The sequence below is a fragment of the Micropruina sp. genome, from assembly GCF_047602385.1.
Lineage (GTDB): Bacteria > Actinomycetota > Actinomycetes > Propionibacteriales > Propionibacteriaceae > Micropruina.
The window spans coordinates 55,779-79,329 of sequence record NZ_JASGHL010000005.1; the positions used below are offsets into that span (position 1 = coordinate 55,779).

The 23,551-nt window shown below is 70.5% G+C and carries 19 protein-coding genes; 11 read left to right on the forward strand and 8 right to left on the reverse strand.

Annotation, left to right across the window (positions count from 1 at the left end; translation table 11 throughout):
- The first annotated feature begins 1 nt into the window (after window position 1).
- Window positions 2-1,585: an FAD-dependent oxidoreductase gene (locus QM711_RS15815; protein ID WP_415101051.1), complete on the forward strand. Its 1,584-nt coding sequence runs from the start codon at window positions 2-4 to the stop codon at window positions 1,583-1,585.
- A gap of 158 nt (window positions 1,586-1,743) precedes the next feature.
- Here the strand turns inward: QM711_RS15815 and QM711_RS15820 are convergent, their stop codons facing one another.
- A complete protein-coding gene (locus QM711_RS15820) occupies window positions 1,744-2,067 on the reverse strand; it encodes a hypothetical protein (protein WP_415101054.1) in 324 nt (107 codons plus the stop codon).
- Window positions 2,068-2,191: 124 nt separating this feature from the next.
- Here QM711_RS15820 and sucB point away from each other — a divergent pair, with 124 nt between their 5' ends.
- Complete coding sequence (sucB, locus tag QM711_RS15825; RefSeq protein WP_415101055.1) at window positions 2,192-3,952, forward strand: 2-oxoglutarate dehydrogenase, E2 component, dihydrolipoamide succinyltransferase; 1,761 nt, start codon at window positions 2,192-2,194, stop codon at window positions 3,950-3,952.
- Between the two features lie 479 nt (window positions 3,953-4,431).
- On the opposite strand, the gene QM711_RS15830 is transcribed toward sucB, so the two are convergent.
- Window positions 4,432-5,295: a type IV toxin-antitoxin system AbiEi family antitoxin domain-containing protein gene (locus QM711_RS15830; RefSeq protein WP_415101057.1), complete on the reverse strand. Its 864-nt coding sequence runs from the start codon at window positions 5,293-5,295 to the stop codon at window positions 4,432-4,434.
- A 405-nt stretch (window positions 5,296-5,700) separates the two neighbouring features.
- Here QM711_RS15830 and lipB point away from each other — a divergent pair, with 405 nt between their 5' ends.
- The 4 genes from lipB to QM711_RS15850 all read left to right on the forward strand — a co-directional run bounded on the left by lipB (window position 5,701) and on the right by QM711_RS15850 (window position 9,063).
- On the forward strand, window positions 5,701-6,435 hold the full coding sequence (lipB, locus tag QM711_RS15835) for a lipoyl(octanoyl) transferase LipB (RefSeq protein ID WP_415101059.1): 735 nt from the start codon (window positions 5,701-5,703) through the stop codon (window positions 6,433-6,435).
- Window positions 6,436-6,465: 30 nt separating this feature from the next.
- On the forward strand, window positions 6,466-7,143 hold the full coding sequence (locus tag QM711_RS15840) for a DUF2278 family protein (protein WP_415101061.1): 678 nt from the start codon (window positions 6,466-6,468) through the stop codon (window positions 7,141-7,143).
- Between the two features lie 68 nt (window positions 7,144-7,211).
- Entirely contained in the window at window positions 7,212-8,312 is a 1,101-nt protein-coding gene (gene lipA, locus QM711_RS15845; RefSeq protein WP_415101063.1) for a lipoyl synthase, read from the forward strand.
- Entirely contained in the window at window positions 8,302-9,063 is a 762-nt protein-coding gene (locus QM711_RS15850; RefSeq protein WP_415101065.1) for a DUF4191 domain-containing protein, read from the forward strand. The genes lipA and QM711_RS15850 overlap by 11 nt, the downstream gene beginning before the upstream one ends.
- 136 nt (window positions 9,064-9,199) lie before the next feature.
- Here QM711_RS15850 and QM711_RS15855 read toward each other — a convergent pair whose 3' ends face one another.
- The gene (locus tag QM711_RS15855; protein ID WP_415101067.1) at window positions 9,200-9,871 is read right to left on the reverse strand and encodes an iron dependent repressor, metal binding and dimerization domain protein; all 672 of its coding nucleotides are present in this window, start codon (window positions 9,869-9,871) and stop codon (window positions 9,200-9,202) included.
- Window positions 9,868-11,103 carry an Nramp family divalent metal transporter gene (locus QM711_RS15860; RefSeq protein WP_415101069.1) on the reverse strand — a complete coding sequence of 412 codons (1,236 nt, stop codon included), beginning with the start codon at window positions 11,101-11,103 and terminating at the stop codon, window positions 9,868-9,870. Before QM711_RS15860 ends, QM711_RS15855 begins: the two co-directional genes overlap by 4 nt.
- 98 nt (window positions 11,104-11,201) lie before the next feature.
- Between QM711_RS15860 and QM711_RS15865 the strand changes: the two genes are divergently transcribed.
- Window positions 11,202-12,998, forward strand: coding sequence for a glycoside hydrolase family 15 protein (locus QM711_RS15865; protein ID WP_415101071.1), 1,797 nt, complete (start codon window positions 11,202-11,204; stop codon window positions 12,996-12,998).
- Between the two features lie 193 nt (window positions 12,999-13,191).
- Here the strand turns inward: QM711_RS15865 and QM711_RS15870 are convergent, their stop codons facing one another.
- Window positions 13,192-13,755, reverse strand: a complete 564-nt coding sequence (locus QM711_RS15870; protein ID WP_415101073.1) for a helix-turn-helix domain-containing protein — start codon at window positions 13,753-13,755, stop codon at window positions 13,192-13,194.
- 65 nt (window positions 13,756-13,820) lie between these two features.
- On the opposite strand from QM711_RS15870, the gene QM711_RS15875 reads away from it, so the two are divergent.
- On the forward strand, window positions 13,821-15,380 hold the full coding sequence (locus QM711_RS15875; RefSeq protein WP_415101075.1) for an FAD-dependent oxidoreductase: 1,560 nt from the start codon (window positions 13,821-13,823) through the stop codon (window positions 15,378-15,380).
- A gap of 98 nt (window positions 15,381-15,478) precedes the next feature.
- Here QM711_RS15875 and QM711_RS15880 read toward each other — a convergent pair whose 3' ends face one another.
- The 3 genes from QM711_RS15880 to QM711_RS15890 all read right to left on the reverse strand — a co-directional run bounded on the left by QM711_RS15880 (window position 15,479) and on the right by QM711_RS15890 (window position 18,667).
- Window positions 15,479-16,033 (reverse strand): Uma2 family endonuclease, encoded by a 555-nt coding sequence (locus QM711_RS15880; RefSeq protein WP_415101077.1) that lies wholly within the window; start codon window positions 16,031-16,033, stop codon window positions 15,479-15,481.
- Between the two features lie 113 nt (window positions 16,034-16,146).
- Window positions 16,147-17,952, reverse strand: coding sequence for an ABC-F family ATP-binding cassette domain-containing protein (locus tag QM711_RS15885; protein ID WP_415101079.1), 1,806 nt, complete (start codon window positions 17,950-17,952; stop codon window positions 16,147-16,149).
- A 58-nt stretch (window positions 17,953-18,010) separates the two neighbouring features.
- Window positions 18,011-18,667, reverse strand: coding sequence for a TetR/AcrR family transcriptional regulator (locus QM711_RS15890; RefSeq protein WP_415101081.1), 657 nt, complete (start codon window positions 18,665-18,667; stop codon window positions 18,011-18,013).
- Window positions 18,668-18,731: 64 nt separating this feature from the next.
- Between QM711_RS15890 and QM711_RS15895 the strand changes: the two genes are divergently transcribed.
- The 3 genes from QM711_RS15895 to treZ all read left to right on the forward strand — a co-directional run bounded on the left by QM711_RS15895 (window position 18,732) and on the right by treZ (window position 23,540).
- A complete protein-coding gene (locus QM711_RS15895) occupies window positions 18,732-19,244 on the forward strand; it encodes a hypothetical protein (RefSeq protein WP_415101083.1) in 513 nt (170 codons plus the stop codon).
- A gap of 139 nt (window positions 19,245-19,383) precedes the next feature.
- On the forward strand, window positions 19,384-21,756 hold the full coding sequence (gene treY / locus QM711_RS15900; RefSeq protein WP_415101085.1) for a malto-oligosyltrehalose synthase: 2,373 nt from the start codon (window positions 19,384-19,386) through the stop codon (window positions 21,754-21,756).
- Window positions 21,756-23,540, forward strand: coding sequence for a malto-oligosyltrehalose trehalohydrolase (gene treZ / locus QM711_RS15905; RefSeq protein ID WP_415101087.1), 1,785 nt, complete (start codon window positions 21,756-21,758; stop codon window positions 23,538-23,540). Before treY ends, treZ begins: the two co-directional genes overlap by 1 nt.
- The last annotated feature ends 11 nt before the right edge of the window (window positions 23,541-23,551 follow it).

Consider the following 23,551-nt stretch of genomic DNA (forward strand, 5'->3'; position numbering starts at 1 on the left):
CGTGCGCACCGATGTGGTGATCGTCGGCGCCGGCGCCGCCGGTCTGCTGGCAGCCGTCGCCGCCCGGCGGCTCGGGAATCGGGTTCTGGTCGTCGAACGAACGGCCATGGTCGGTGGCGCGACGGCCGGCTCGGACGGCCACCTGTGGATGCCCGGCAACGACCTGACGGGACGCGGCGGCGCGCCCACCGATTCCGCCGAGCAGGCGCTCGGCTACCTGGACGCGCTGGCCACGCCGGCCGACGACGTGACCCTCGCCCGCCGCGCCGCCTTCGCCCGGACGGCCGCGGTGGTGGCTCGCTGGCTGGTCTCGTCCAGGATCGGGCTGGAGGTGGTCAAAGGGCTGCCCGACTGCCGGCCGGACGCCGACGGCGCCAAGGCCCAGGGGCGAACGCTGCGAGCCAAGGCGTCCGCGGTGCGGCTGGACGAGGAGTGGGCCGGACGACTGCGCAGCTCCGAGGCCGACGCGGGCCTTGGACTGCGGGCGCGCTTACGCCGCCTCGGCGGCGGGTCCCAGCCGAGCACCGGCGGCACGCTGGTCGCCGAACTGCTGCGCCGGGCGGTCGGCAGCGGGGTCGAGATCTGGCTGGAGTCGCCGATGACCGAGCTGCTGGTCGCCGACGGTGCGGTCACCGGCGTCCGGGTCGATCGTGAGGACGGCGAAGTCGACGTGACCGCCGAGCGGGGCGTCCTGCTGGCCTGCGGCGGTTTCGAGGCCGACCAGGACCTGCGGGAGCAGTATCTGCCGGCACCGACCTCATCTGACTGGTCGGTCGGTGGCGGCAACGACGGCGCCGCGCTGCGGGCAGGCGCCCAGGTGGACGCCGCGCTCGCCGAGCTCGACCGCGCCTGGTGGACACCGGTGCTGCTCGCCGACGGCGAGGCCCACCGGGTGGACGCCGCCCGGGTGACACCGCATGGGCTGATCGTCGACGTTGCCGGCGACCGCTACTACAACGAGGCCGAACCCGGGGTCTGGGCGGGCCGGCGGATGTATGAGCACAACCGCGGGCAGCGCTCGGTGCCGTCGTTTCTCATCATGGACAGCCGGCACCGCAAGCAGCACGCCCTCGGACCGTGGCCGGCGGGCTCATCGCCGAAGGCGGCGATCGAGGCCGGCGAGTTGGTCCGAGCGGCGTCCCTGGACGAGTTGGCCGAGTCGCTGGGGATCGATCGGGCCGGGCTGCTGGGCAGCGTGGTGGCATTCAACCAGCTCGCCAAACGCGGCCGCGACACCGACTTCCGGCGCGGCGACAGCGTCTGGGACAAGTACTTCGGCGACCCGCTGCTGCGCCGGAACCCCTGCCTGGGCTCGGTCGACCGGCAACCGTTCTGGGGAGTCCGGCTCTACCCGGGGGACGCCGGGACCGCGGGCGGGCTGGTGATCGACGAACGTTCCCGGGTCCTGCGCACCGACGGCACCCCGGTGCCCGGCCTGTGGGCCTGCGGGGGTGCGGCGGCGACAGCGTTCGGCGGCGCCCAGCCCGGCGACGGCGTGGCGCTGGCGGCAGCCCTGGTCGAGGCCTATCGCGGCGTGGTCGACCTGGCCGAGCAACTCGACCGGATCGATGAGGCCCTGGGTTGAGAACCACAGATGGTTGAGCTGTCCCGCCACCGCTGGTTGAGCTTGTCGAAACCCTCCGCCGGTCGATCCGTCCCCACCACCGCTGGCTGACCTGTCCCCACCACCGCTGGTTGAGCTTGCCGAAACCCAGCAGCCCAGGATGCTCGACCGACGAGGAGCTACTCGGTGACCCGGCGGCCCTTCTGCCGGGCGTTGAAGTCCCGCATCCGCTGCGGATAGCCGACCACGGCGGCGTCGTACAACGGCAGCGCGTGGCGCGAGGTGAACTGGCGTCCCCAGCCGGGCGATTCGATCGAGCGCCGCGTCCACTCCCCGTCGGCTGCCACCAGCAGCAGGCTGGTCCTGGTCATTGTGGTCTGCGGCTCAAGGAACGCCTCGACACCCCGGCGGGTGGCCACGAATTCCTCCAGGTGCGCGATGGTGGCGCGTTCCACCGGCGGACCCGAGTTCCGCCTCCGTCCGAATAGCCAGTTGAGCGCCACGCAGCCATTGTGCACGGGAGTCGGCGGGCATTGGTGAATTGCACTCGGCGTCACCTGCTCAAAGGCGGCAGCGACCGGATAGGGTGTGGACTGGTTCTGGCAGTCCGTCGAAGGAGACCAACTCATGTCAACGCCCGTTCCTTTGCCCGCCCTGGGTGAGAGTGTCACCGAGGGCACGGTTTCTCGCTGGCTCAAGCAGGTCGGCGACACCGTCGAGGTGGACGAGCCCATCGTGGAGGTCTCCACCGACAAGGTGGACACCGAAATCCCCTCACCCGCCGCCGGCGTGATCCTGGAGATCAAGGTGGCCGAGGACGAGACCGCCGCCGTCGGCTCGGTCCTCGCGGTGATCGGCGATCCGAGTGAGGCCGGCGATTCCGCACCGGCCGACGAGCCGGCACCCGCTGAGGAAGCGCCGTCACCCGACGACGCGCCCGGCGCCGACGAGGCGGCCGCCGAAGAGGCCGACGCCGCACCGGCGGCCCAGCCGTCCGGAGGTGGCGCGGCGTCCGGCACCGAGGTCAAGCTGCCCCAGCTCGGCGAGTCCGTCACCGAGGGCACCATCTCCCGGTGGCTCAAGCAGGTCGGCGACACAGTGGAGGCCGACGAGCCGATCGTCGAGGTCTCCACCGACAAGGTGGACACCGAGATCCCGGCGCCGACCGGCGGCGTCCTGCTCGAGATCCGGGTGAACGAGGACGAGACTGCCGCGGTCGGATCGGTGATCGCCGTGATCGGCGAGCCTGGCGCAGCCCCGGCCGAAGCCGCCCCCGAAGCACCCGCCGCTCCGGCTCCGGCCGCATCGCCGGCGTCCCCCGCGGCAGCTCCGGCGCCCGCCGCGTCCCCGGCCCCCGCTCCGGCGGCACCGAAGCCGGCGGCACCGGCTCCGGCCGCGCCGCAGGCCGAGGCCGAGGATGTCGGCTACGTCACGCCGCTGGTCCGCAAGCTGGCTGCTCAGCACGGTCTGCAGTTGTCCGCGGTGACCGGCACCGGGGTCGGTGGCCGGATCCGCAAGCAGGACGTCCTGGACGCCGCCGAGGCTGCCAAGAAGGCCGAGGAAGAAGCCAAGAAGGCGGCCGAGGCTCCGGCACCGGCTCGCGCCCCCGCGGCGTCCGCCCCCGCAGCACCGGCGTCCGCGCCGGCTGCTCCGCCGGCGGCGTCCAAGCGTGGCACCACCGAGAAGATCAGCCGGATGCGCTCGGTGATCGCCAAGCGGATGGTCGAATCGCTGCAGGTGGCGGCCCAGCTCACCGGCACCGTCGAGGTGGACTTCACCAACATCAGCCGGCTGCGCAATCAGGCCAAGGTGGACTTCCGCCAGCGCGAGGGCGCCTCGCTGTCCTACCTGCCGTTCATCTGCAAGGCGGTCTGCGAATCGCTGAAGCAGTTCGACAAGGTCAACGCCACCATGGACATCGAGGCCGGCACGATCACCTACCACGACGCCGAACACCTCAGCCTCGCGGTGGACACCGATCGTGGCCTGCTGGTCCCGGTGATCAAGGACGCCGGTGACCTCAGCATCGCCGGCATCGCCCGGAAGATCGGCGACCTGGCCAAGCGGGCCCGCAACAACCAGCTCGGTCCGGACGAGATGTCGGGCGGCACCTTCACCATCACCAACTACGGGTCGGCCGGCACCCTGTTCGACACCCCGATCATCAACCAGCCGCAGGCGGCGATCCTGGGCACCGGGGCGCTGGTGAAGCGTCCGATGGTGGTCAAGGATCCCAAGCTCGGCGAGGTGATCGCGGTGCGCGACATGATGTACCTGTCGCTCAGCTACGACCATCGTCTGGTCGACGGCGCGGACGCCGCCCGCTTCCTCTCCGCGGTCAAGCACCGCCTGGAGGCGGGTGACTTCGCCGCCGAGGTCGGCCTGTGATCGGCTGAACATCTCCACCTGACGGTGCCCGTCCCCCACGGGGTGGCGGGCATCGTCGCGTCCGGGTGATGCCCCGCCGACAGCTGCGAACGGCGGACCGCCGCGCGTCCTAGGCCATGTCGCTCCGGCCCGACGGCCCTCCCTGACCCACCGGTGGCGTCCCGATCGCTGCACCGCGGCACGGATGCCTGCCTAGGGGCTTCTTCGGCATGCCGGCCGCGCACGCGGCGGCGTTTCCGCGGCATCACCACACGAGCGCTCAGCACTCGGCCTACACGATCTCGGGATCGTGCCAGGGTGACCAGTCGGATGCACGATTTCGGGTTGCAGCGCGAAATCGTGCATCGCGATCGGCACCGTGTGACGATCCCGCGATCGTGCGCTCCATCGGTCACGCAGACGATGGCGGCATCCATCCCAGCCAGCGTGGGATGAGCGTGGGAGCACAGGGCGAAGCCAAGAGGGCTCGGCAGGCCCAATCAGGCCGCTGCTTCCCCAAGTCCACGAGCTGACTTGAGCGCCGAGAGGACCCGGGCGTGCAGCAACTTCGGCCGGTCGAGCAGGTCGTCGGTGACCCGCACCATCGCCCACCCATGCGCTCGGTTCTCGTTCTCGCGGGCCTTCTCAGCGAGCACCGCGGCCTGGTCAGGGTACTTGCCCTCCCCATCACACTCGACCAGCAGCCGGGTGCCACGGATGCGTCCGTCCGCGGTGAAAGTCGTTCCCGGTACAGCGAACTGCGACTCGATGACCATCCCCCAGCGATCAAAGGTGAGGGCCGTCCGGGACTCCAGCGGCGACTCCCGGCGCCGGTCGCCGAGCCGTCGCACGACGCCGACGTGAGCGCATCCCGTCCAGCCGGTGAGTTGCTTGGCGACGGCGTCCAGGTCCACGGGACTGATCTGCTGGGAGTGCAACGCCGCATCGTAAGCCATCAGCCCCGACACGGGGCAGAAGAGTGCGGTCTGCGCAACGGCCAGCGCAACACTAGGTCCTGCGTGCTCGCCGACCTTCTTGTGAATGACCACCCCGGCGCGGTTCTGCGCGGGTCCGTGCTCCGTCCGCATCAGATGGATCACGCTCCAATCCGGGCGGAACACCGGCAGGCCGAACAGCAGAGCTGCCGAGTAGTGACTTGGAATCGCCCAGAGCCGCTCCCGGCTCTCGATTTCGGTGAGCAGCCGGTGCCGATCGGCCGGCCACTCGAGTCGATTGGCGGTGTACCAGCCTCGCTTGAGCCGCACCAACTCACCGGATGCCACCGCCACCCGCAGGTCGTTCGGGCTGACGCCGGCGTGGCGCGCATCGGAGGTCTCGAACATCTTCAGCTGTAGCAACTCCATCGGTAGCACCGGTTCATCGTGGCTGCAGACGAGCCGATCGAAAAGGTGCCGCCGACGATCTGTGGATAACTCCGTCGCCGCTCTGGTGGCCGCAGCGGCGGAACACGATCTCGGGATCGTCACACGATGCCCACCTGAGTGCACAACCTCGGGCTCTAGCGCGAAATCGTGCATACGAGTGGGCACCCTGGCACGATCCCGAGATCGTACGGGCGTTCAGCTCGCCGATGCTGGCTACGAGACCACGGCCTGTGTCCGGCCCATGCGGTGATCCCACGGACGGGCAGGCAACGGTGTGTGGACGACAACGGTGCCTACCACCACTGCTGTGCCGACCGGCACACCATGGCCATCGCGGCACCGATTGAACCAAGACCGAATGGCTGTCGGACATAGACTGCCGGGGTGTCCGAGCCACGCCAGGCCGATGATCGTCCGGTCGAGTTCCAGTACCTGGGGCTGACGGACGTCCCACCGCGGCTGAGTGAGTACGTGCCGACCTGGCAGTACCAGCGCGAGGTGCACGCCCGGGTGGCAGCGGGCGAACTTCCGCCGCAGGTGCTGTTCGTCGAGCACCCTCCGGTCTACACCGCCGGACGCCGCACCGAACCCCACGAGCGCCCTTTCGACGGCACCCCGGTGGTGGACGTGGACCGCGGCGGCAAGATCACCTGGCACGGTCCGGGCCAGTTGGTCGGGTACCCGATCATCTTCCTCCCTCGCGGCATCGGGGTGGTCGACTACGTCCGCAGGGTTGAGGAGGCCCTCATCCGAGTGCTTGCCGACTACGGTATCCGCTCCGGACGCGTGGACGGCCGCACCGGCGTCTGGCTCGCGCCGAGTGCGACCAGGCCCGAGCGCAAGATCGCCGCGATCGGCATCCGGGTCTCGCGGCAGACCACCCTGCACGGCTTCGCCCTCAACGTGACCAGCCAACTCAGCGGGTTCGACAACATCGTGCCCTGCGGGATCACCGACGCCGCGGTGACGTCGATGGCCGCCGAACTGGACGGTGCCGCACCCACCCTGGTCGAGGTGGCTCGGGCGATCGAGCCGCACCTGGCGGAGTTGCTCGCACTGCGGCCCTATCAGCGGGTCGCCGAGTTCGCCCTGCCCGGAGTATCAGCCGTCACCTCCTGACTCTCCTGCACGCAGAGAGGGGGTGCCTCAATGCCACTCGACCACGGCTACGGCGTGCTGGTCGGCACGCTTGTTGCGCACGAGCGCGACCGGCCGGACAACCAGGGCCGCTGGTACCACGTGATGCTGACCATCGACAGTGCCGACGGCCGCTACCGGGCCGCGGTGGACGTCGACAGTCACCAGTCGGCGACCGGCGTCCAGTGGAAGGTGGTGCCGGCCACCGCCGCCGACCTCGCCGTCGTCGCGGTCCTGCCGCCGGGCTGGCATCCGTTGGCCTCCACCTCGACCAGCGGGGCTCTGGACCACATCAGGCATCCGATCGCCCGCACCTGGAGGTTCCTGTGGACGGGGCTGAAGCACCGCGGGCTTCTGGGCTGGTCGGCGGCCTCGCGTTTGATCAACGTGATCTACCGGCCCTGGCGCACCGGCAGCAATCTTGAGGCGAGCGAGGCGCTGGAGCAGATCCTCGCCATCGGCGGCCCGGTCCTGGTCTGGGGCGAGCCGTTCGCCACCGGCCTCGGCGTCCATAACGTCCACCAGAACCAGGGCGATCCGGTGAACTCGCAGTGGGCCGCGTCCAACGGCAGCTGGCAGGACGGCGCGGTCGCGGTCCGCCGCGCCGACGATTCCTACCTGGTGTTCCTGCCGCGGTTCTCCAGCCAGGCGAGTGCCACCGACGATCAGGGGCACCCACTGGCGGGCTGACCGGACGCCGCGTCCGCTCTGGGCGGAGCACTCGGAATGGCCGGGGCCGGTGGGGATAAGATGACGCGGTGACCCTTGCAGACGATGCCGTCAGCCCGCCGCCGTCGAGTCCGCCCGCGGGCCGCCGGTTGCTGCGGCTCGAGGTCAAGAACTCCCAGACCCCGATCGAGCGCAAGCCGCCGTGGATCAAGACCACCGCGCGGATGGGTCCCGAGTACCGGCAGCTGACCAAGCTGGTGAAGGACGAGCAGCTGCACACGGTCTGCCAGGAGGCGGGTTGCCCCAACATCTTCGAGTGCTGGGAAGACCGCGAGGCCACCTTCCTGATCGGCGGTGACTCCTGCACCCGGCGCTGCGACTTCTGCCAGATCGAGTCGCGCAAGCCGTCCGGCTACGACAAGGGCGAACCGCTGCGGGTCGCCGAGTCGGTGCAGACCATGGGGCTGCGCTACGCCACCGTCACCGGCGTCTGCCGCGACGACCTGGAGGACGAGGGCGCCTGGCTGTACGCCGAGACCATCCGGCAGATCCACACCGTCAATCCGGGGGTGGGCGTGGAGATGCTGGCCCCGGACTTCTCCGGCCACCGGCACCTGCTGCAGCAGCTGTTCGACACCAAGCCCGAGGTGTTCGCCCACAACGTCGAGACCGTGCCGCGGATCTTCCGCCGGATCCGTCCCGGCTTCCGCTACGACCGTTCGCTCGAGGTGCTGCGCTGGTCGCGCGAGGAGGGCCTGGTCACCAAGTCGAACCTGATCCTCGGCATGGGCGAGACCCGGGAAGAGATCACCCAGGCGCTGCACGACCTGTACGACGCCGGCACCGAGCTGCTCACCATCACCCAGTACCTGCGGCCCTCGCCGCGGCATCATCCGATCGACCGCTGGGTGACCCCCGAGGAGTTCGGCGAGCTCGAGCAGGAGGCCACCGAGATCGGCTTCGTGGGTGTCCTGTCCGGGCCGCTGGTTCGCTCGTCGTACCGCGCCGGACGGCTCTATCGCACCGCCATCGAGGCCCGGCGGCGGCTGGAGCGCGACCAGGCGAAGGCCGCCAACGGCCACGCCAACGGCGCCAATGGCTCGGCGCGTCCGGTCAACGGTGGCACACCGGCCAACGGCACCTCCATCAGCACAGCCACGATCAACGGGAGCAGCACCCATGGCAAGTGAGAAGGCGAAAGCCCTCGCCGCCCAGCAGAAAGCCGAACGCAAGGCCGAGAAGCTGCGCAAGAAGAACTCCGACGATCCCCGCGACTGGGGGCGGGTCCGGCAGATCATCGAGGCCTACCGGCGCACCAACGAGGTCGACCCGCAACTGAAGTGGTGGACGACGGCCGCCGTGGCCGGTCCGATCATCGTGTCGGTCCTGGTGGGCTTGTGGGTGCAGCCGTGGTGGCTGTGGCTGATCACCGGCGTGATGCTCGCGCTGGTCCTGGTACTGAGCGTCCTCACCTGGCGGGTCAAGCAGGCCAACTTCAAGCGCTACGAAGGCCAGGCAGGCTCGGCCGAGGTGGCGTTCCAGCTTCTCAACAAGCGCAAGTGGAGCTACGAGGTGGGCATCGCCGCCACCCGGCAGATGGACATCGTGCACCGGGTGATCGGACGCCCCGGCATCGTCCTGGTCGCCGAGGGCAACCCGTCCCGTGCTCGCGCCCTGCTGGCCACCGAGACCAAGAAGCACGAGCAGGTCGCCTACGGCGTCGCTGTCACCAACGTGCTGGTCGGACGCGGCCAGGGCGAGGTCTCGCTGGAGAACCTGCAGAAGCACATCGAGAAGTTGCCCAACGTGCTGCAGGCGCATCAGATCACCGAGGTGAAGCAGCGGCTCCGGGCACTGGACGCGATGCGTCCGAAGATCCCGGTGCCGCGCGGCCCGATGCCGACCATGAAGGGCGTCAACCGGGCGATGCGCGGCCGCTGAGGCGGTCGTCGCGCCGGCCAGCCGGCACGCGCGACAAGGCGTTCGGTCGCCACGTCCCCAGCTGATCGGGGCGGCGTAGATCGGCGCGGTCAAGGTGGCGTCGGAGGCTTCGGGATGCCCTTCAGCTGTGGACGCGCTACTCGGCAGGCCGGACCGTTCCGCCGGTGGAGGCCCGGTCCGGGGCGACCCAGACCGAGGCGGCGAGCTCCGGCGGGGTGCTGCCCGCGTCCACCACGGCGTCCGGGACGATGCCGAGGGCGCCGCACCGGGCCAGCACCTCGGGGTCGGCGTCGGAGACCCGGACGATCCGCCGCAGCCCGCTGGTCTCGCGCAGCCGGACGGCTTTCGGGCGGCGCAGGCTGCCGTCGGCGGCCGGGATCGGGTCGCCGTGCGGATCGGCGACCGGGTGGCCCAGCAACGCATCGATCCGATCGATCAAGGTGTCGGACGCCGCATGCTCCAGCGCCTCGGCCTCGTCGTGCACCTCGTCCCAGCCGTAGTCCAGGACGCCGACCAGGAACGCCTCGATCAGCCGGTGCCGACGGACCATCGCGACCGCCAGCCGGACGCCCTCGTCGGTCAGTTGCACCGGGCGGTAGGACTCATAGGTCACCAGCCCCTGCGCGGCGAGCCGCTTCACGGTGTCGGACACATTCGCCTGAGTGGTGCCGAGCCGGGTCGCCAGGCCCTTGGTGGTGATCGGCGGGTCGCCCCATTCGGTGGCCGACCAGATCACCTTCAGGTAATCCTGGGCGACCGGGGTCAACCGCTCGACGCCGTCCACCCCGCTCATCCCGTCCGCGTTCATCCCACCAGGGTAAGCACGAGCAACGCGAGGTTGAGGGCCACGATCAGGGCGACGACCGTCCAGGCGACGATCCGCAGCCGGGGCCCGTTGGCGAACCGCCCCATCAGCCGCCGGTCGCCGGTCAGCGCCACCAGCGGGATCGCGGCGAACGGGATGCCCACCGACAACAGCACCTGGCTGAGCACCAGCGCCCAGGTCGGATCCAGCCCGACGGCGAGCACGACCAGCGCCGGCACCAGGGTGATCGCCCGGCGGACCAGCAGCGGGATCCGCACCCGCAGCAGCCCCGACATGATGGACGCCCCGGCGTAGCAGCCGACCGAGGTGGAGGCCAGGCCCGAGGCCAGCAGGCCGATGCCGAACACCACCCCGATCGCCGGGCCGAGCGCGGACGAGATGGCGGCGTGCGCACCCTCGATGCTGTCGGTGCCCGCGACGCCGTTCAGGCTGGCTGCGGCCAGTAGCAGCATCGCCACGTTCACCGTCCCGGCCACCAGCAGCGACAATCCGACGTCCCAGCGGGTGGCTCGCAGCAGCCGCGGCAGACCCGCCTCCGACTGGACGCCGTGCCGGTCCCGGGCCAGCGACGAGTGCAGGTAGATGGCGTGCGGCATCACCGTCGCACCGAGCATGCCGGCGGCGAGCAGCACGGTCTGGGTGCCCTCGAAGCGGGGCACGATGCCTGCGGCGGTCGCTGCCCAGTCGACATTGCTGACCACCAGGCCGGCCCCGAAGCCGATCGTGATCACCGCGAGCAGACCCATCACCACGAACTCGAACGGACGCTGTCCGCGCCGCGACTGGACCGCCAGCAGCGCCATCGACACCAGCCCGACGATCAGCCCGCCCAACGGCAGCGGCACCCCGAAAAGGATGTACAGCGCCAACGCACCGCCGATCACCTCGGCGAGGTCGGTGGCGGCCGCCACCAACTCGGCTTGCGCCCAGTACAGCAGCCGCGGCCCGCGTCCGAGCCGTTCGCCGAGCAGTTCGGGCAGGCTGCGTCCAGTGACCAGGCCGAGCTTCGCGGACAGGTACTGGATCAGCACCGCCATCGCGTTGGCCGCGATCAATACCCAGACCAGCAGGTAGCCGTACTGGGCTCCGGCGGTCAGGTTGGCGGCGACGTTGCCCGGGTCGACGTAGGCGATCGCGGCGACGAAGGCAGGCCCGAGCAGCCAGCGCGCGGGCCGGCGGGTGGGCGGCGGAGAAGTCCGGGTCGTCGTCGACACGAAAGTTAAGCTACCTGAACTTTCTCGGCTTTGCAGCGATTCGACACAAGCGACCGTCGGCCGATGCCGGATGGCTGCGATGCTGCCAGGATCGCCCAATGGTGACGCCCATCGAAGACTTCGCGCTGCTCAGCAACTGCCGGACGGCCGCGCTGGTCGCCCGCGACGGCTCGATCGATTGGCTGTGCCTGCCCCGGCTGGATTCGGCCTCTGCCTTCGCCGCGCTGCTCGGGGACGCCGACGACGGCGGCTGGCGGCTGCGGCCGACCGATGCCGATGCCCGGCCGGAACGCCGCTACGACGGCGACACCTTCATCCTGGTCACCCGGTGGCAGACCGCGTCCGGAGTGGCCGAGGTGCATGACTTCATGCCGGTCGGCCCGGAGCCGCGGGCGCAGGTGGAACGCACCGACCTGGTCCGCCGGGTGATCGGAATCTCCGGCACGGTGGCGTTCGAGCTGGATCTGCGGGTGCGGTTCGACTATGGCCGGGCGTTGCCGTGGGTGCGCCAGACGGGCAGCACCACGGCGCCGGAACTGATCGCGACCGCGGGTCCGGACGCGGTGGTGCTGCGCGGACTCCGGCTGAGTGCCCACGACCACCGGCACACCGCCTCGTTCGAGGTGACGGCTGAGGCCGGCGTCGATCTGGTGCTGACCTGGTTCCCTTCGTTCCATCAGGTGCCGGACGCCCTGGACGTGGACCGTGCGCTGCGCGAGACCCGCGAGTGGTGGCAGTCCTGGGCGGACCGGATCGAGCCCGGCGGCGTGCACGGGGTCGAGGTGGTGCGGTCGCTGCTGGTGCTGCGGGCGCTGACCAATCACGAGACCGGCGGGATCGCGGCGGCCGCCACGACGTCCCTGCCGGAGGATTTCGGCGGGGTGCGGAACTGGGACTACCGGTACGTCTGGCTGCGGGACGCGGCGCTCACCCTGGAGGCGCTGCTGGCGCACGGCTTCCTGGCGCTGGCCGAGCAGTGGCGGACCTGGCTGCTGCGCGCTGTCGCCGGCGACCCGGCCGACCTGCAGATCATGTACGGCCTGGCCGGCGAGCGGAACCTGCCCGAGGTCGAACTGCCGCACCTGGCCGGCTATGCGGGGTCGCGTCCGGTCCGGATCGGCAACGGCGCCGCCCTGCAGTACCAGGCCGACGTGGTCGGCGAGGTGCTGGTCACGTTGTCGAGCGCGCGGCAGGCCGGGCTGACCGAGTCGGCCTTCTCGTGGCCGTTGGAGCGGCATCTGGTGCGCTACGCGTCCGAACACCTCGAGCGACCTGACAACGGGATGTGGGAGATCCGCAGCGAGCCGCAGCACTTCACCCACTCCCGGGTGATGATCTGGGCGGCGTTCGACCGTGCCGTCCGGGCGGTCGAGGAGCACGGCCTGGAAGGACCGGTGGAACGCTGGCGAGACCTGCGGCAACGGCTACGCGACGAGATCGACGCCGGCGGCGTGGCGAACGGCCACTTCGTCCAGCACTACGGCACCGACGAGGTGGACGCCTCGCTGCTGCTGCTTCCGCAGGTCGGCTTCTGCGCACCCGACGACCCGCGGATGCTCGCCACCGTGGCCCGGATCGAGCAGACCCTGGTCCGCGACGGGCTGGTGCTGCGCTACCGGACGGCCACCGGTGTCGACGGCCTGCCGGGCGCCGAGCACCCGTTCCTGGCCTGCTCGTTCTGGCTGGTCGAGCAGTACGCGGCCACCGGACGCCTCGACGACGCGCAGGCCCTGATGGCGCGGCTGTGCTCGTTCGCCAACGATGTCGGCCTGCTCGCCGAGGAGTACGACCCGGTCGAGGACCGGCAGGTCGGCAATTTCCCCCAGGCGTTCTCGCACCTGGCCCTGGTCCGCGCCGCCGACGCGTTGGCCCGTGTCCGACGCCAGCCGGGCTGATCCTCGCTGGTCGAGCGTGTCGAGGCCCGAACTGGGGACGGTATAGGTTTCGACAAGCTCAACCAGCGGATCAAGGATGCGCTGATCATCGTTGGTCGAGCGTGTCGAGACCTCTCTGGCAACGGGTTTCGACGGGATCAACCAGCGGACCCCGGATCAATCAGCGCGTCCATAAGTCGCTCAGCGCTTCCCACTACCCGATCTCTGACTCCGAGTGGGTGTGCATGCGCATGCCGGTCTCGTTGAAGATGCTGATCACCTGGGCCGGACGGCCACCGGCGGCGCTCATCGCGTGCGGGGTGCGGGTGTCGAACTCGGCGGCTTCTCCCCTGGTCAGCACCAGGTCCTGCTCGCCGAGCCGCAGCCGGAGGCGTCCGGACAGCACGTAGAGCCACTCGTAGCCCTCGTGCACCTTCAACTCGTCGCACTGTTTCGTCGGCGGATAGGTGATCTTGTAGGTGTGGATCGGCGAACCCTCGGGAGCCAGCGGGACGATCAGCATGCCGTCGCGGCGGATGGCCGGACGCCGCACCCGCGGGTCGGGCGCCTCGTCGGCCAGCAGGTCGTCCACCCGGATGCCGAGCTGCCTGGTCAGCGGCACCAGCAACTCCAGGGTGGCCTGCCGCTTGCCGGATTCCAGGCGGGACAGCGTGCTGGCCGAGACCGACGCCCGTGCCGCCAGTTCGTCCAGCGTCCAACCACGTGCTTTGCGTGCCGCACGGAGCCGGATTCCCACCTGGTCGAGCAGGTCCACCATCGCCCCTCCTTGCATATTCAGCAAACTCATTTGCAACTATGCCACCCTCGGACAACGATGGCGGCATGACGGATTCCGAGTGGGACGTGGTGGTGATCGGTGGTGGCCCGGCCGGGCTGGCCGCCGCTTTGATGTTGGGCCGGTCGCGGCGCCGGGTGCTGGTGATCGACGCCGGTAGCCCGCGCAACCGGTTCGCGACGCATATGCACGGCGTGCTCGGCAACGAGGGTGTCGATCCGGCCGACCTGCTGGTCCGTGGCCGCGCCGAGGTGGCCGAGTACGGCGTCCAGGTGATCGAAGGCTCGGTCGCCCGGGTGGACCTCACCGAGCACGGCGTCCGGGTCGAGGCGTCCGACGGCACGACGCATGAGGCGCGCGCGGTGCTGGTCGCCACCGGCCTCACCGACGAACTGCCACCGATTCCCGGGCTGGCACAGCGCTGGGGAACCACGGTGCTGCACTGTCCGTACTGCCACGGCTGGGAGGTCCGCGATCTCCGGCTCGGCGTGCTGCTCACCTCACCCCTGGCGATCCACCAGGCCGAGTTGCTGCGGCAGCTGAGCGACCAGGTGACGGTGTTCACCGCCGGCATCGAGGTGCCGGACGCCACCCGACACCGGTTGCGCGCCCGCGGCGTCCGGCTGGTCGATGCGGCGGTTACCGAGATCGCCGGCGAGGGCGAAGTCATCGAGGCCGTACGCACCGCGGACGGCGGCAGCCACCCCATCGACGCGCTGTTCACCGCCGGGCGGCCGCGCACCCACGAGGACTTCCTGGCGTACCTCGAACTGGCCCGCACCGAGACCCCGTTCGGCAGCTTCCTGGCCGTCGACCCTGCCGGGAAGACCAGCAACGAGCGGATCTGGGCGGCCGGCAACGTGGCCAGCCCGATGGCGAACGTGCCGATGTCGATCGGCGCCGGCACGATGGCCGGCGCGGCCCTGAACGGTGCCCTGGCCGGCTGGGACTTCGACGCGGCCGTCCACAGCGACTGGCCCGGGGTCGCCCCGGTCGACTTCTGGGAAGAGCGCTACGCCGGCTCGGACGCGGTCTGGTCGGGACGGGTCAACCAGAGCTTCGCCTCGGTGGCCGCCACCCTGCCGGCCGGCACGGCACTGGAGTTCGGCTGCGGTGAAGGCGCGGACGCCATCTGGCTGGCCCAGCAGGGCTGGCGGGTCACCGGCGTCGACATCTCACCGACCGCCATCGGACGGGCCACCGAGGCCGCCGCGAAGGCCGGGCTGGCGCCGGACGGCGTCCGTTTCGTCGCGGCAGACCTCGCTGACTGGGCGACCGACGACGCGTATGACCTGGTCACAGCCAGCTTCCTGCACTCACCGGTCGCCTTCGACCGAACCTCGGCACTACGCAAGGCAGCCGGCTACGTCCGCCCCGGCGGCCACCTGCTGGTGGTCTCGCACGCCGCGGCGCCTCCGTGGTCCGAACGGCTGCCCGACCATCACCACCACCTCCTCGCCCCCGCCGAGGAGGTCGAGGCGCTGGCCCTGGATCCCGCCGAGTGGACGACGGAACTCGCCGAGGTGCGCTCCCGTCCGGCCACCGGCCCGGACGGCACAGCGGCGACGCTCGACGACAGCGTGATCCTGCTGCGCCTGGCCGAGTAGGAAGCCAACCCCGCCATTGGTTGAGCCTGTCGAAACCCTTGTCAGCGCGAAGAATCCAGGTTCTCGACAAGCTCGTCCCAGCCGAGATCTGCGCCTGGTCACCCGACCAGGGAGGCCGGCGCGAAGCGCACGGCGAATGGCGCGTCGACCTCGAAGGACTCGGCACCGACCACCTGGGCGACCTGCTGGTAGGTGCCGTCCGTCAGCCGCCACGCCGTGATCGAAGGCAGCTCTGGGTCGACGACCCAGTAGTGCTGGCAGCCCGCACGCTCGAGCCGTTCCTTCTTCAGCAAGAGATCGATGCCGCGCGTTGACGGCGACAACACCTCGACTGCCAGCAGCGGCGCCACCGGAAGCTCCCTTTCGGTGAAGGCATCCTTCGGCGCCACCACCAGGTCGGGCTGCAGGACAGTGTTCTCAGCCAGCACCACGTCGACCGGAGCGAACAACACGGCCAGACCGGCGGGTGCCGCGACGCGCAGCAGCAGGTACAGGTTCCCGGCGATCGCCTGATGGGAGATTCTCGGTGCCGGCGTCACGACCAGTACCCCATCGATGAGTTCATAGCGATGCCCGTCATCGGGCAGCCGGTCGAGATCCGCGCGCGTCAACTCTCGCCCATGGGGCAAGAAGCTGCGCGCCTCGGTGGTCATTGCAGTCATGGTAATCGCCCCTCTCACCCACGACCTCGATTCAACCGACGGGAACCGATCTGAGGCAGAGGGCTGGCGAAATCTGTGGATAACTCGCCCGAGCGAGCCAGCAGTTACCCGGCCTGCTCGGACAACTCCAGCCAGCGTTCCTCGAGGTCGCCGACCTGGGCCTGCTTCGCCTCGATCGCGGCCGTCTTGGCGGCCAGCCCGGTGTAGTCGGTGTGGTCGTGCTCGGCCAACGCGGCCTGCGCACGATGAATCTCGTCGGTCAGCTTGGCGATCCGGCGCTCCACCGACGCCACTTCCTTCTGCAACGCGCGCAGTTCCGCACCCGACAGTTCCGCCGCTCCGCTGCTGGCCGAGTCACCGCCGGTCGAGCCTGTCGAAGCCCCCTCGCCAGTGGGTCCGGACGCCGCCTGCGCGGCTCTCAGCCGCAGGTACTCGTCCACTCCACCGGGTAGGTGCCGCAGCTGCCCGTCCACGATGGCGTACTGCTGATCGGTCACCCGCTCCACCAGATAGCGGTCGTGTGAGACCACCAACAACGTGCCTGGCCAGGAGTCGAGCAGGTCCTCCATCGCTGCCAGCATGTCGGTATCCACGTCATTGGACGGCTCGTCGAGGATCAGCACGTTCGGCTCCGAGAGCAGCACCAGCAGTAATTGCAGCCGCCGCTTCTGACCGCCGGACAGCTCCCCCACCCGGGCCGACAGGTGCTCGCGGGCGAACCCCAGCCGCTCCAGCAACTGCGCGGGAGTGAGTTCGCGACCGTCGATCAGATAGCTGGTCCGAGTCCGGGCCAGCACTTCGCGCACCCGGTCGCCGGCAATCTCGTCCAGCGCGTCGAATTGCTGATCGAGCACCGCCAGCTTCACGGTCTTGCCGCGCTTGACGCGGCCGGAAGTCGCCTGCACCGTACCGGCGACCAAACCCAGCAGGGTCGATTTCCCGGCCCCGTTGGCGCCCAGGATCGCGGTCCGCTCACCGGGCGCGATCCGCCACTCGATGCCGCGCAGCACCTCGTGGTCGCCGAACCGGACGCCGGCGTCGATCAGGTCGACCACGTCCTTGCCGAGCCGGGCCGTGGCCAGCCGGCTCAACTCCAGCCGGTCCCGCGGCGGCGGCACGTCCTCGATCAGCTGGTTGGCGGCGTCGATCCGGAACTTCGGTTTGGACGTCCGGGCCGGGGCGCCACGGCGCAGCCAGGCCAGCTCCTTGCGCATCAGGTTCTGCCGCTTGGCCTCGACCGCGGCCGCCTGCCGGTCACGTTCCACCCGCTGCAGCACGTACGCCGCGTAGCCGCCCTCGAACGGCTCGACGATCTGGTCATGCACCTCCCAGGTGGCGGTCGCGACCTCGTCCAGGAACCAGCGGTCGTGGGTGACCAGCAATAGCCCGCCGGCGTTGCGCGGCCAGCGGTTGTTCAGATGCCCGGCCAGCCAGGTGATCCCCTCGACGTCGAGGTGGTTGGTGGGCTCGTCGAGCGCGACAACGTCCCAATCGCCGACCAGCAGTTCCGCCAGCGCGACCCGCCGGCGCTGCCCGCCGCTGAGCGCGTCCACGCTTGCGTCGAAGTCGAGATCGGCGACCAGCCCGGCGAGCACGTCCCGGATCTTCGGGTCGGACGCCCAGACGTGGTCGGGCGCCTCGCCCACGATCGCCTGCCGCACGGTCACCCCGGCCGGCAGCGTGTCGGCCTGGCTGAGCACTCCCATCCGGACTCCGCCCCGCCGCCGCACCAGTCCGGCGCTGGGCTGGATCGCACCGGCCAGCAGCCCGACCAGCGACGACTTGCCGTCGCCGTTGCGGCCGACCACACCGATCCGGTCACCGTCGTTGACCCCGAGGGTGACCGAGTCGAAGACGACCCGAGTCGGATACTCCAGATGCAATGCCTCGGCGCCGAGCAGAAATCCCACCGGCCAAGGGTACGGCGACGACGACCGGTGCCCCGCACGACTTCCTCGGCCGGACGCCTCAGCGGGCCAGCCGCGGATCCAGGATCGCCGCACACATCTGATCGCCGATCCAGTCCTGGTAGGCATCCCCGCCCCAGCCGCGAACCGTCGTCAGCAGATGCCACACCTCGGCGCTGTTCAGTGTCCAGACCCGGTCGCGTGCCACCTCGAAGGCAAGCCCGGGTGCCAGTGCGTCGAGCTCGGCGACCCGGCGCACCATGAACCCCACCCCGGTCAGCCGCTCGGAGTCGGTGGTCCGCCGGTGTTCCACCAGATCCTGGTCACCAGCGGCGGCCCCGACAGCGATCTGGAGTATCAGCGGCCCCACGCGCTCAAGCACCCGTCGGCCGAGCGCCGCGTAGCCGCGGATGAAGCCGACCGGATCGCTGAGCTGTGACAGGGCGAGCATCTCCGGCCGCTGGGCCAGCGGCAGCGGGTCGTCGTCACCGGCCAGGGTCGAGTCGTAGACGGCCTTGAGCAACGCCTGCTTCGAGCCGAAGGCGTTGTAAACGGTCTGCGAGGTCACCCCGGCCCGCCGGGCCACCGCGGCCACGCTGGCCCGCCCGTACCCCGGATCGACGAAGAGTTCGGCGGCCGCACCGAGGATGCCGGCCCGGGTGGAGCGGGCCTGGTGGTCCCGGGTCGGGCTGGCGTACGGTCGCCGCTCAGATTTCATTTGACTATCTCTCAAATCGATTGATACTGTATCCATCGAATACTCGCACGAAAGGACTCCACTCATGACTCGACACGCCACGATCAGCCGTCCGGACGTCGCCACGGCGGCGGCCACGACCGGCTGGCGCACCTGGTACCTGGTCGCCACCGCCGCCTTGGCGGCCTACTCCACCGGCCTCTCCTGGCAGGCCCAGTTCGTCTCCTATCCCCTGTTCCGGGTGCCGACCGCAGCCGAGTTCCCCGGCTATCACCTCGCCTACAACGACGCGATCCTGTGGGTGGTGATCGTTCCGGGCTTCCTGACCTTCCTGGCCTGCGCGGCACTGCCCTTCACCAGGCCGGACGGGGTGTCCCGAGCCACCGCCTGGGTGGTCGCACTCACCGGGGCCGGTTCGCTGCTCAGCACGGTGCTGTGGGCCATCCCGCTGCACGACGCGCTGGACCGGATCGGTCAGGACGCCGCGACGATCGACAGCCTGCTGCTGGCCAACGGCCTCCGGACGGTGTTCCTGACCGCCGGCGCGATCGCGCTCAGCTGGTGCCTGGCACGGCTGATCGGTGGCAACCGCCGGTGACCTCGGCGCGGGCGTGGGGTCGGTGAAGGGATCGCGCGGCACCAGGACGCGCTGCCGTCCAGCACCTGGCCGGCGCCGATCGAGGGCTCAGCCTTCGCGGGGATGCGGACAGGGCCGACGGCTTGCCAGAATGATCCGGGTGACCTCCTCAGCCGCACCGTTCACGGCAACCTATCGCCTCCAGCTGCACCGCGGTTTCACCCTCGACGACGCCGCCGCGGCAGTCCCGTACCTGGCCCAACTGGGCGCCAGTCACCTCTACCTGGCTCCGGTCCTGACCGCGGTGCCCGGCTCGCAGCACGGCTACGACGTCCTCGACCACACCGCGATCAACCCTGAGCTGGGCGGCCGGGAAGCCCTTCAGCGGCTCGCCGACGCCTGCCACGCGCACGGTCTCGGCATCGTGGTCGACGTGGTGCCCAACCACATGGCGCTGGTCGAGGGACAGTGGCGCAACGCGCCGCTGTGGGACGTGCTGCGCAACGGCCGTGCGTCGGCGTTCGCGCACTGGTTCGACGTCGACTGGGACCACCTGGACGGACGATTCGGGCTGCCGATCCTGGGCGGCCGGCTCGCCGACACCCTCGATCAGCTGCACCTCGACGTCGGTCGCGACGATGAGGGGCCGGCCGCGGGCCAGCCGGTGCTGCGCTACTACGAGCACGTGCTGCCGCTGCGCCCGGACGGCCCGGACACCTCCGATCTGACCGAGGTGCTGGACGCCCAGCACTGGCTGCTCGCCTCGCACACCGAGGCGGCCGAGGTGCTGAACTACCGGCGGTTCTTCGAGGTGGACCAGCTGGTCGCGGTCCGGGTCGAGCAGCCGGACGTCTTCGACGCCACCCACGCGCTGCTGCTGGAGCTGCATCGCGCCGGGGTGATCGACGGATTCCGCATCGATCACCCAGACGGCCTGGCCGACCCGGAGGGCTACCTGACCGCTTTGGCTGCGGCCTGCCGTCCGGGCACCCCGATCTGGGTCGAGAAGATCCTCGAAGGCGTCGAGCGGCTGCCGTCCTGGGACTGCCACGGCAGCACCGGCTACGACGCGGCCGCGGTGATCGACGCCGCGCTGGTCGACCCGGCGGGCGTGACCACCGTGACCGAGACCTGGACGGCCACCGGTGGCGAGCCGGTGCTGTCGGCCAGCATCGAGGCGGCCAAGCGGCAGGTGCTGGCCCAACTGCTGCAACCCGAACTGAACCGGCTGCAACGGGCCGCGGTGGCGGCGTTGCCGCACCTCGACCCGGCCCGGCTGCGGGCGGCACTGTCGGAGCTGCTGGTCCAGCTGCACGTCTACCGCGCCTACGTGACACCGGGGACGCCGTCCGATCCGGAACTGGTCGCACCGCTGTACCGAGCGCTGGAGCGGGTGCGGGCCGACCGTCCCGATCTCGCCGACGTCGCCGTGCTCGTGGCGGGGATCCTGGAGCAACCCGACACCGCGCCCGGGGACGCGGCGGCGGCCCGCGATCTGTGCGTCCGGTTCCAGCAGACCACCGGCCCGGTGATGGCCAAGGGCATCGAGGACACCGCTTTCTACCGCTGGCACCGGCTGGTCGCACTCAACGAGGTGGGCGGCGACCCCGCCCACGGGGAACATCCCGGGGTGGCCGCCCTGCATGACTGGGCCACCCATCAGGCGAACCGCTGGCCGCTCGGCATGACCACGCTCTCCACCCACGACACCAAGCGCAGCGAGGACGTCCGGGCGCGGCTGCTGGCGCTGGCCGGCGACTCCGCCTCCTGGCAGCGGATCGCCAACCTGGGCGCCGGCGAGGCCGTCCGGCACGGCGTCGACGCGGCCACCGGTCACCTGGTCTGGCAGACCGTCGCCGGCACGCCCGGGCTGACCCCGGACCGGCTGGACGCCTACCTGACCAAGGCGCTGCGCGAGGGCAAGCAACGCACCAGCTGGTTGCAACCCGATGCTGACTACGAGGAGCGCGTGCTGGCGCTGGGTCGCGCGGTGCTGGCCGGCGGCCCCCTCGGCGCGGCGATCGACGAGGCCACCCGCGCCAACGCCGAAGCGATCCGGATCGTCACACTGGCGCAGAAGCTGCTGCAGCTGACCCTGCCCGGCGTCCCGGACAGCTATCAGGGCACCGAGTCGCTGAGCTTCACCCTGGTCGACCCGGACAACCGCAGCGGGGTCGACTTCGCCGTCCACGCCGCCCGGCTCGAAGCCCTGGACGCCGCTCCCACCGACGGCCTCGACCTGGCCGCCGAGAAGCTGCTGGTCACGTCCCGGACGTTGCGGCTGCGGCGCGAGCGGCCCGACGATTTCGCCGCCGGCTACCGGCCGCTGGAGCTCGGCGACGGCCTGCTCGGCTTCGCCCGCGGATCGGACCTGCTGGTCGTCGTTCGCCGATTGCCCCGGGTGCCGGTCCCGGCATCGGTGCCGTTGCCCGAGGGCACTTGGCGGGACGTGTTCACCGGCGAACCGCAGCGCAGCGGCACGGGCAGCCTGTTCGCTGTCCTGCCGGTCTCGGTCCTGGTGCGGGAGGCCTGATGCGCGAGCGTTATGCGGTCTGGGCGCCCGAAGCCGAGCGGGTGGACGTGCATCTCGGCGTCGACGGTGACCGGATCGAGCCGATGGCACCCGAGGGTGACGGCTGGTGGTCGGTGGACGCCGAGCCCGGCGACGGCCGCTATGCGTTCTCGCTGGACGGCGGCGATCCGCTGCCCGACCCGCGTGGCCGCCGGCTTCCGGACGGCGTCCATGCCGCCAGCGCACTGGTCGACCCGGCCCGGTTCAGCTGGACCGACGACGGTTGGAAGGGCTGTCCGCTGAAGGGCTCGGTGATCTACGAACTGCATGTCGGCACCTTCACCGCCGCCGGCACCTTCGACGGCGCCATCGAACGGCTCGATCATCTGGTCGACCTCGGCGTCGATGTCGTGGAGGTGATGCCGGTGGCGTCGTTCCCCGGCCAGAACGGGTGGGGCTACGACGGCGTCGCGATCTACTCGGTGCACGAGCCGTACGGCGGCCCCACCGGGCTGCAACGCTTCGTCGACGCCGCACACGCCCGCGGTCTCGCGGTCTGGCTCGACGTGGTCTACAACCATCTCGGACCGGTCGGGAACTACCTGCCGCAGTTCGGGCCGTACTTCACCGACCGGCACCAGACGCCGTGGGGCGTCGCGGTCAACCTGGACGGCCCGGGCAGCGACGAGGTACGGGCCTACTTCGTCGACAACGTCCGGCAGTGGTTCCTCGACTACCACCTGGACGGCCTGCGACTCGACGCCGTGCACGCGCTGCACGACGAGTCCGCGATCCACCTGCTGGAGGAGCTGGCGGCACTCGCCGAAGACCTCGGCACCGCCACCGGCATTCCGCGGGTGCTGGTGGCCGAGTCCGACCGCAACGATCCGCGGACGGTGGCCGCGCGCGGATCCGGTGGGGCCGGCGGCCAGGGCCTGGACGGCCAATGGGCCGACGACGTCCATCACACGCTGCACGTGCTGCTGACCGGTGAGACCCAGGGCTACTACGCCGACTTCGCCGATCCGCAGGCGTTGCCGAAGGTGCTGGCGCACACCCCGTTCTTCCACGACGGCGTCCATTCCAGCTTCCGCGGACGCCGGCACGGGCGTCCGATCGAGCCCGCGATCACCCCCGGCTGGCGGTTCGTCGCCTCGCTGCAGACCCACGACCAGGTCGGCAACCGGGCCACCGGTGAGCGGCTCTCGCACCTGGCCGGACGCGGCCGGGCCGCGATCGGCGCCGCGCTGCTGCTGACTTCGCCGTACACCCCGATGCTGTTCATGGGCGAGGAGTTCGACGCCTCCACCCCGTGGCAGTACTTCACCGACCACGAAGAGGAGTGGCTCGCCGAGTCGATCCGGACCGGACGGCAGGCCGAGTTCGCCGAGCACGGCTGGTCCGGCAACGTCCCGGATCCGCAGGATCCCGGCACCGTGGAGGCGTCCACGCTGAACTGGGCCGATCTCGGAGATCCCGAGCGGCAGGAGTTCCTGGACTGGTACAGAACCCTGCTGCGACTACGGCGGGAACTGCCAACGGTGCGCGGGGCGGCGCTCGGCGACGGCGCGGTGGCTCGCAGCGGCGATCTGCTGCTGGTCCGCCGCGGCACCATCGAAGTGCTCGCCAACCTCGCCGACACCCCCGGACGACTGCCGGTACCGGACGGTTCCGAGCTGTTGGCCCGCTTCGGCGAGGCCGTCCTGACCTACTCGGGCGAGGTGGAACTCGGTCCGCAGAGCACCGCGCTGCTCCGCGCACCGTTGCCCGAGATCACCGGCGAGATCCCCCGGATCGTGGTCTAAGTCCATCCGGG

What these genes read in the sequence shown, in the direction of transcription:
- sucB (WP_415101055.1), top strand. Translation starts at nt 2,192, where the DNA reads ATGTCAACGCCCGTTCCTTTGCCCGCCCTGGGTGAGAGTGTCACCGAG.
- QM711_RS15830 (WP_415101057.1), bottom strand. Translation starts at nt 5,295, where the DNA reads ATGGAGTTGCTACAGCTGAAGATGTTCGAGACCTCCGATGCGCGCCAC.
- QM711_RS15840 (WP_415101061.1), top strand. Translation starts at nt 6,466, where the DNA reads ATGCCACTCGACCACGGCTACGGCGTGCTGGTCGGCACGCTTGTTGCG.
- QM711_RS15850 (WP_415101065.1), top strand. Translation starts at nt 8,302, where the DNA reads ATGGCAAGTGAGAAGGCGAAAGCCCTCGCCGCCCAGCAGAAAGCCGAA.
- QM711_RS15855 (WP_415101067.1), bottom strand. Translation starts at nt 9,871, where the DNA reads ATGAACGCGGACGGGATGAGCGGGGTGGACGGCGTCGAGCGGTTGACC.
- QM711_RS15865 (WP_415101071.1), top strand. Translation starts at nt 11,202, where the DNA reads ATGGTGACGCCCATCGAAGACTTCGCGCTGCTCAGCAACTGCCGGACG.
- QM711_RS15870 (WP_415101073.1), bottom strand. Translation starts at nt 13,755, where the DNA reads ATGGTGGACCTGCTCGACCAGGTGGGAATCCGGCTCCGTGCGGCACGC.
- QM711_RS15875 (WP_415101075.1), top strand. Translation starts at nt 13,821, where the DNA reads ATGACGGATTCCGAGTGGGACGTGGTGGTGATCGGTGGTGGCCCGGCC.
- QM711_RS15880 (WP_415101077.1), bottom strand. Translation starts at nt 16,033, where the DNA reads ATGACCACCGAGGCGCGCAGCTTCTTGCCCCATGGGCGAGAGTTGACG.
- QM711_RS15890 (WP_415101081.1), bottom strand. Translation starts at nt 18,667, where the DNA reads ATGAAATCTGAGCGGCGACCGTACGCCAGCCCGACCCGGGACCACCAG.
- QM711_RS15895 (WP_415101083.1), top strand. Translation starts at nt 18,732, where the DNA reads ATGACTCGACACGCCACGATCAGCCGTCCGGACGTCGCCACGGCGGCG.
- treZ (WP_415101087.1), top strand. Translation starts at nt 21,756, where the DNA reads ATGCGCGAGCGTTATGCGGTCTGGGCGCCCGAAGCCGAGCGGGTGGAC.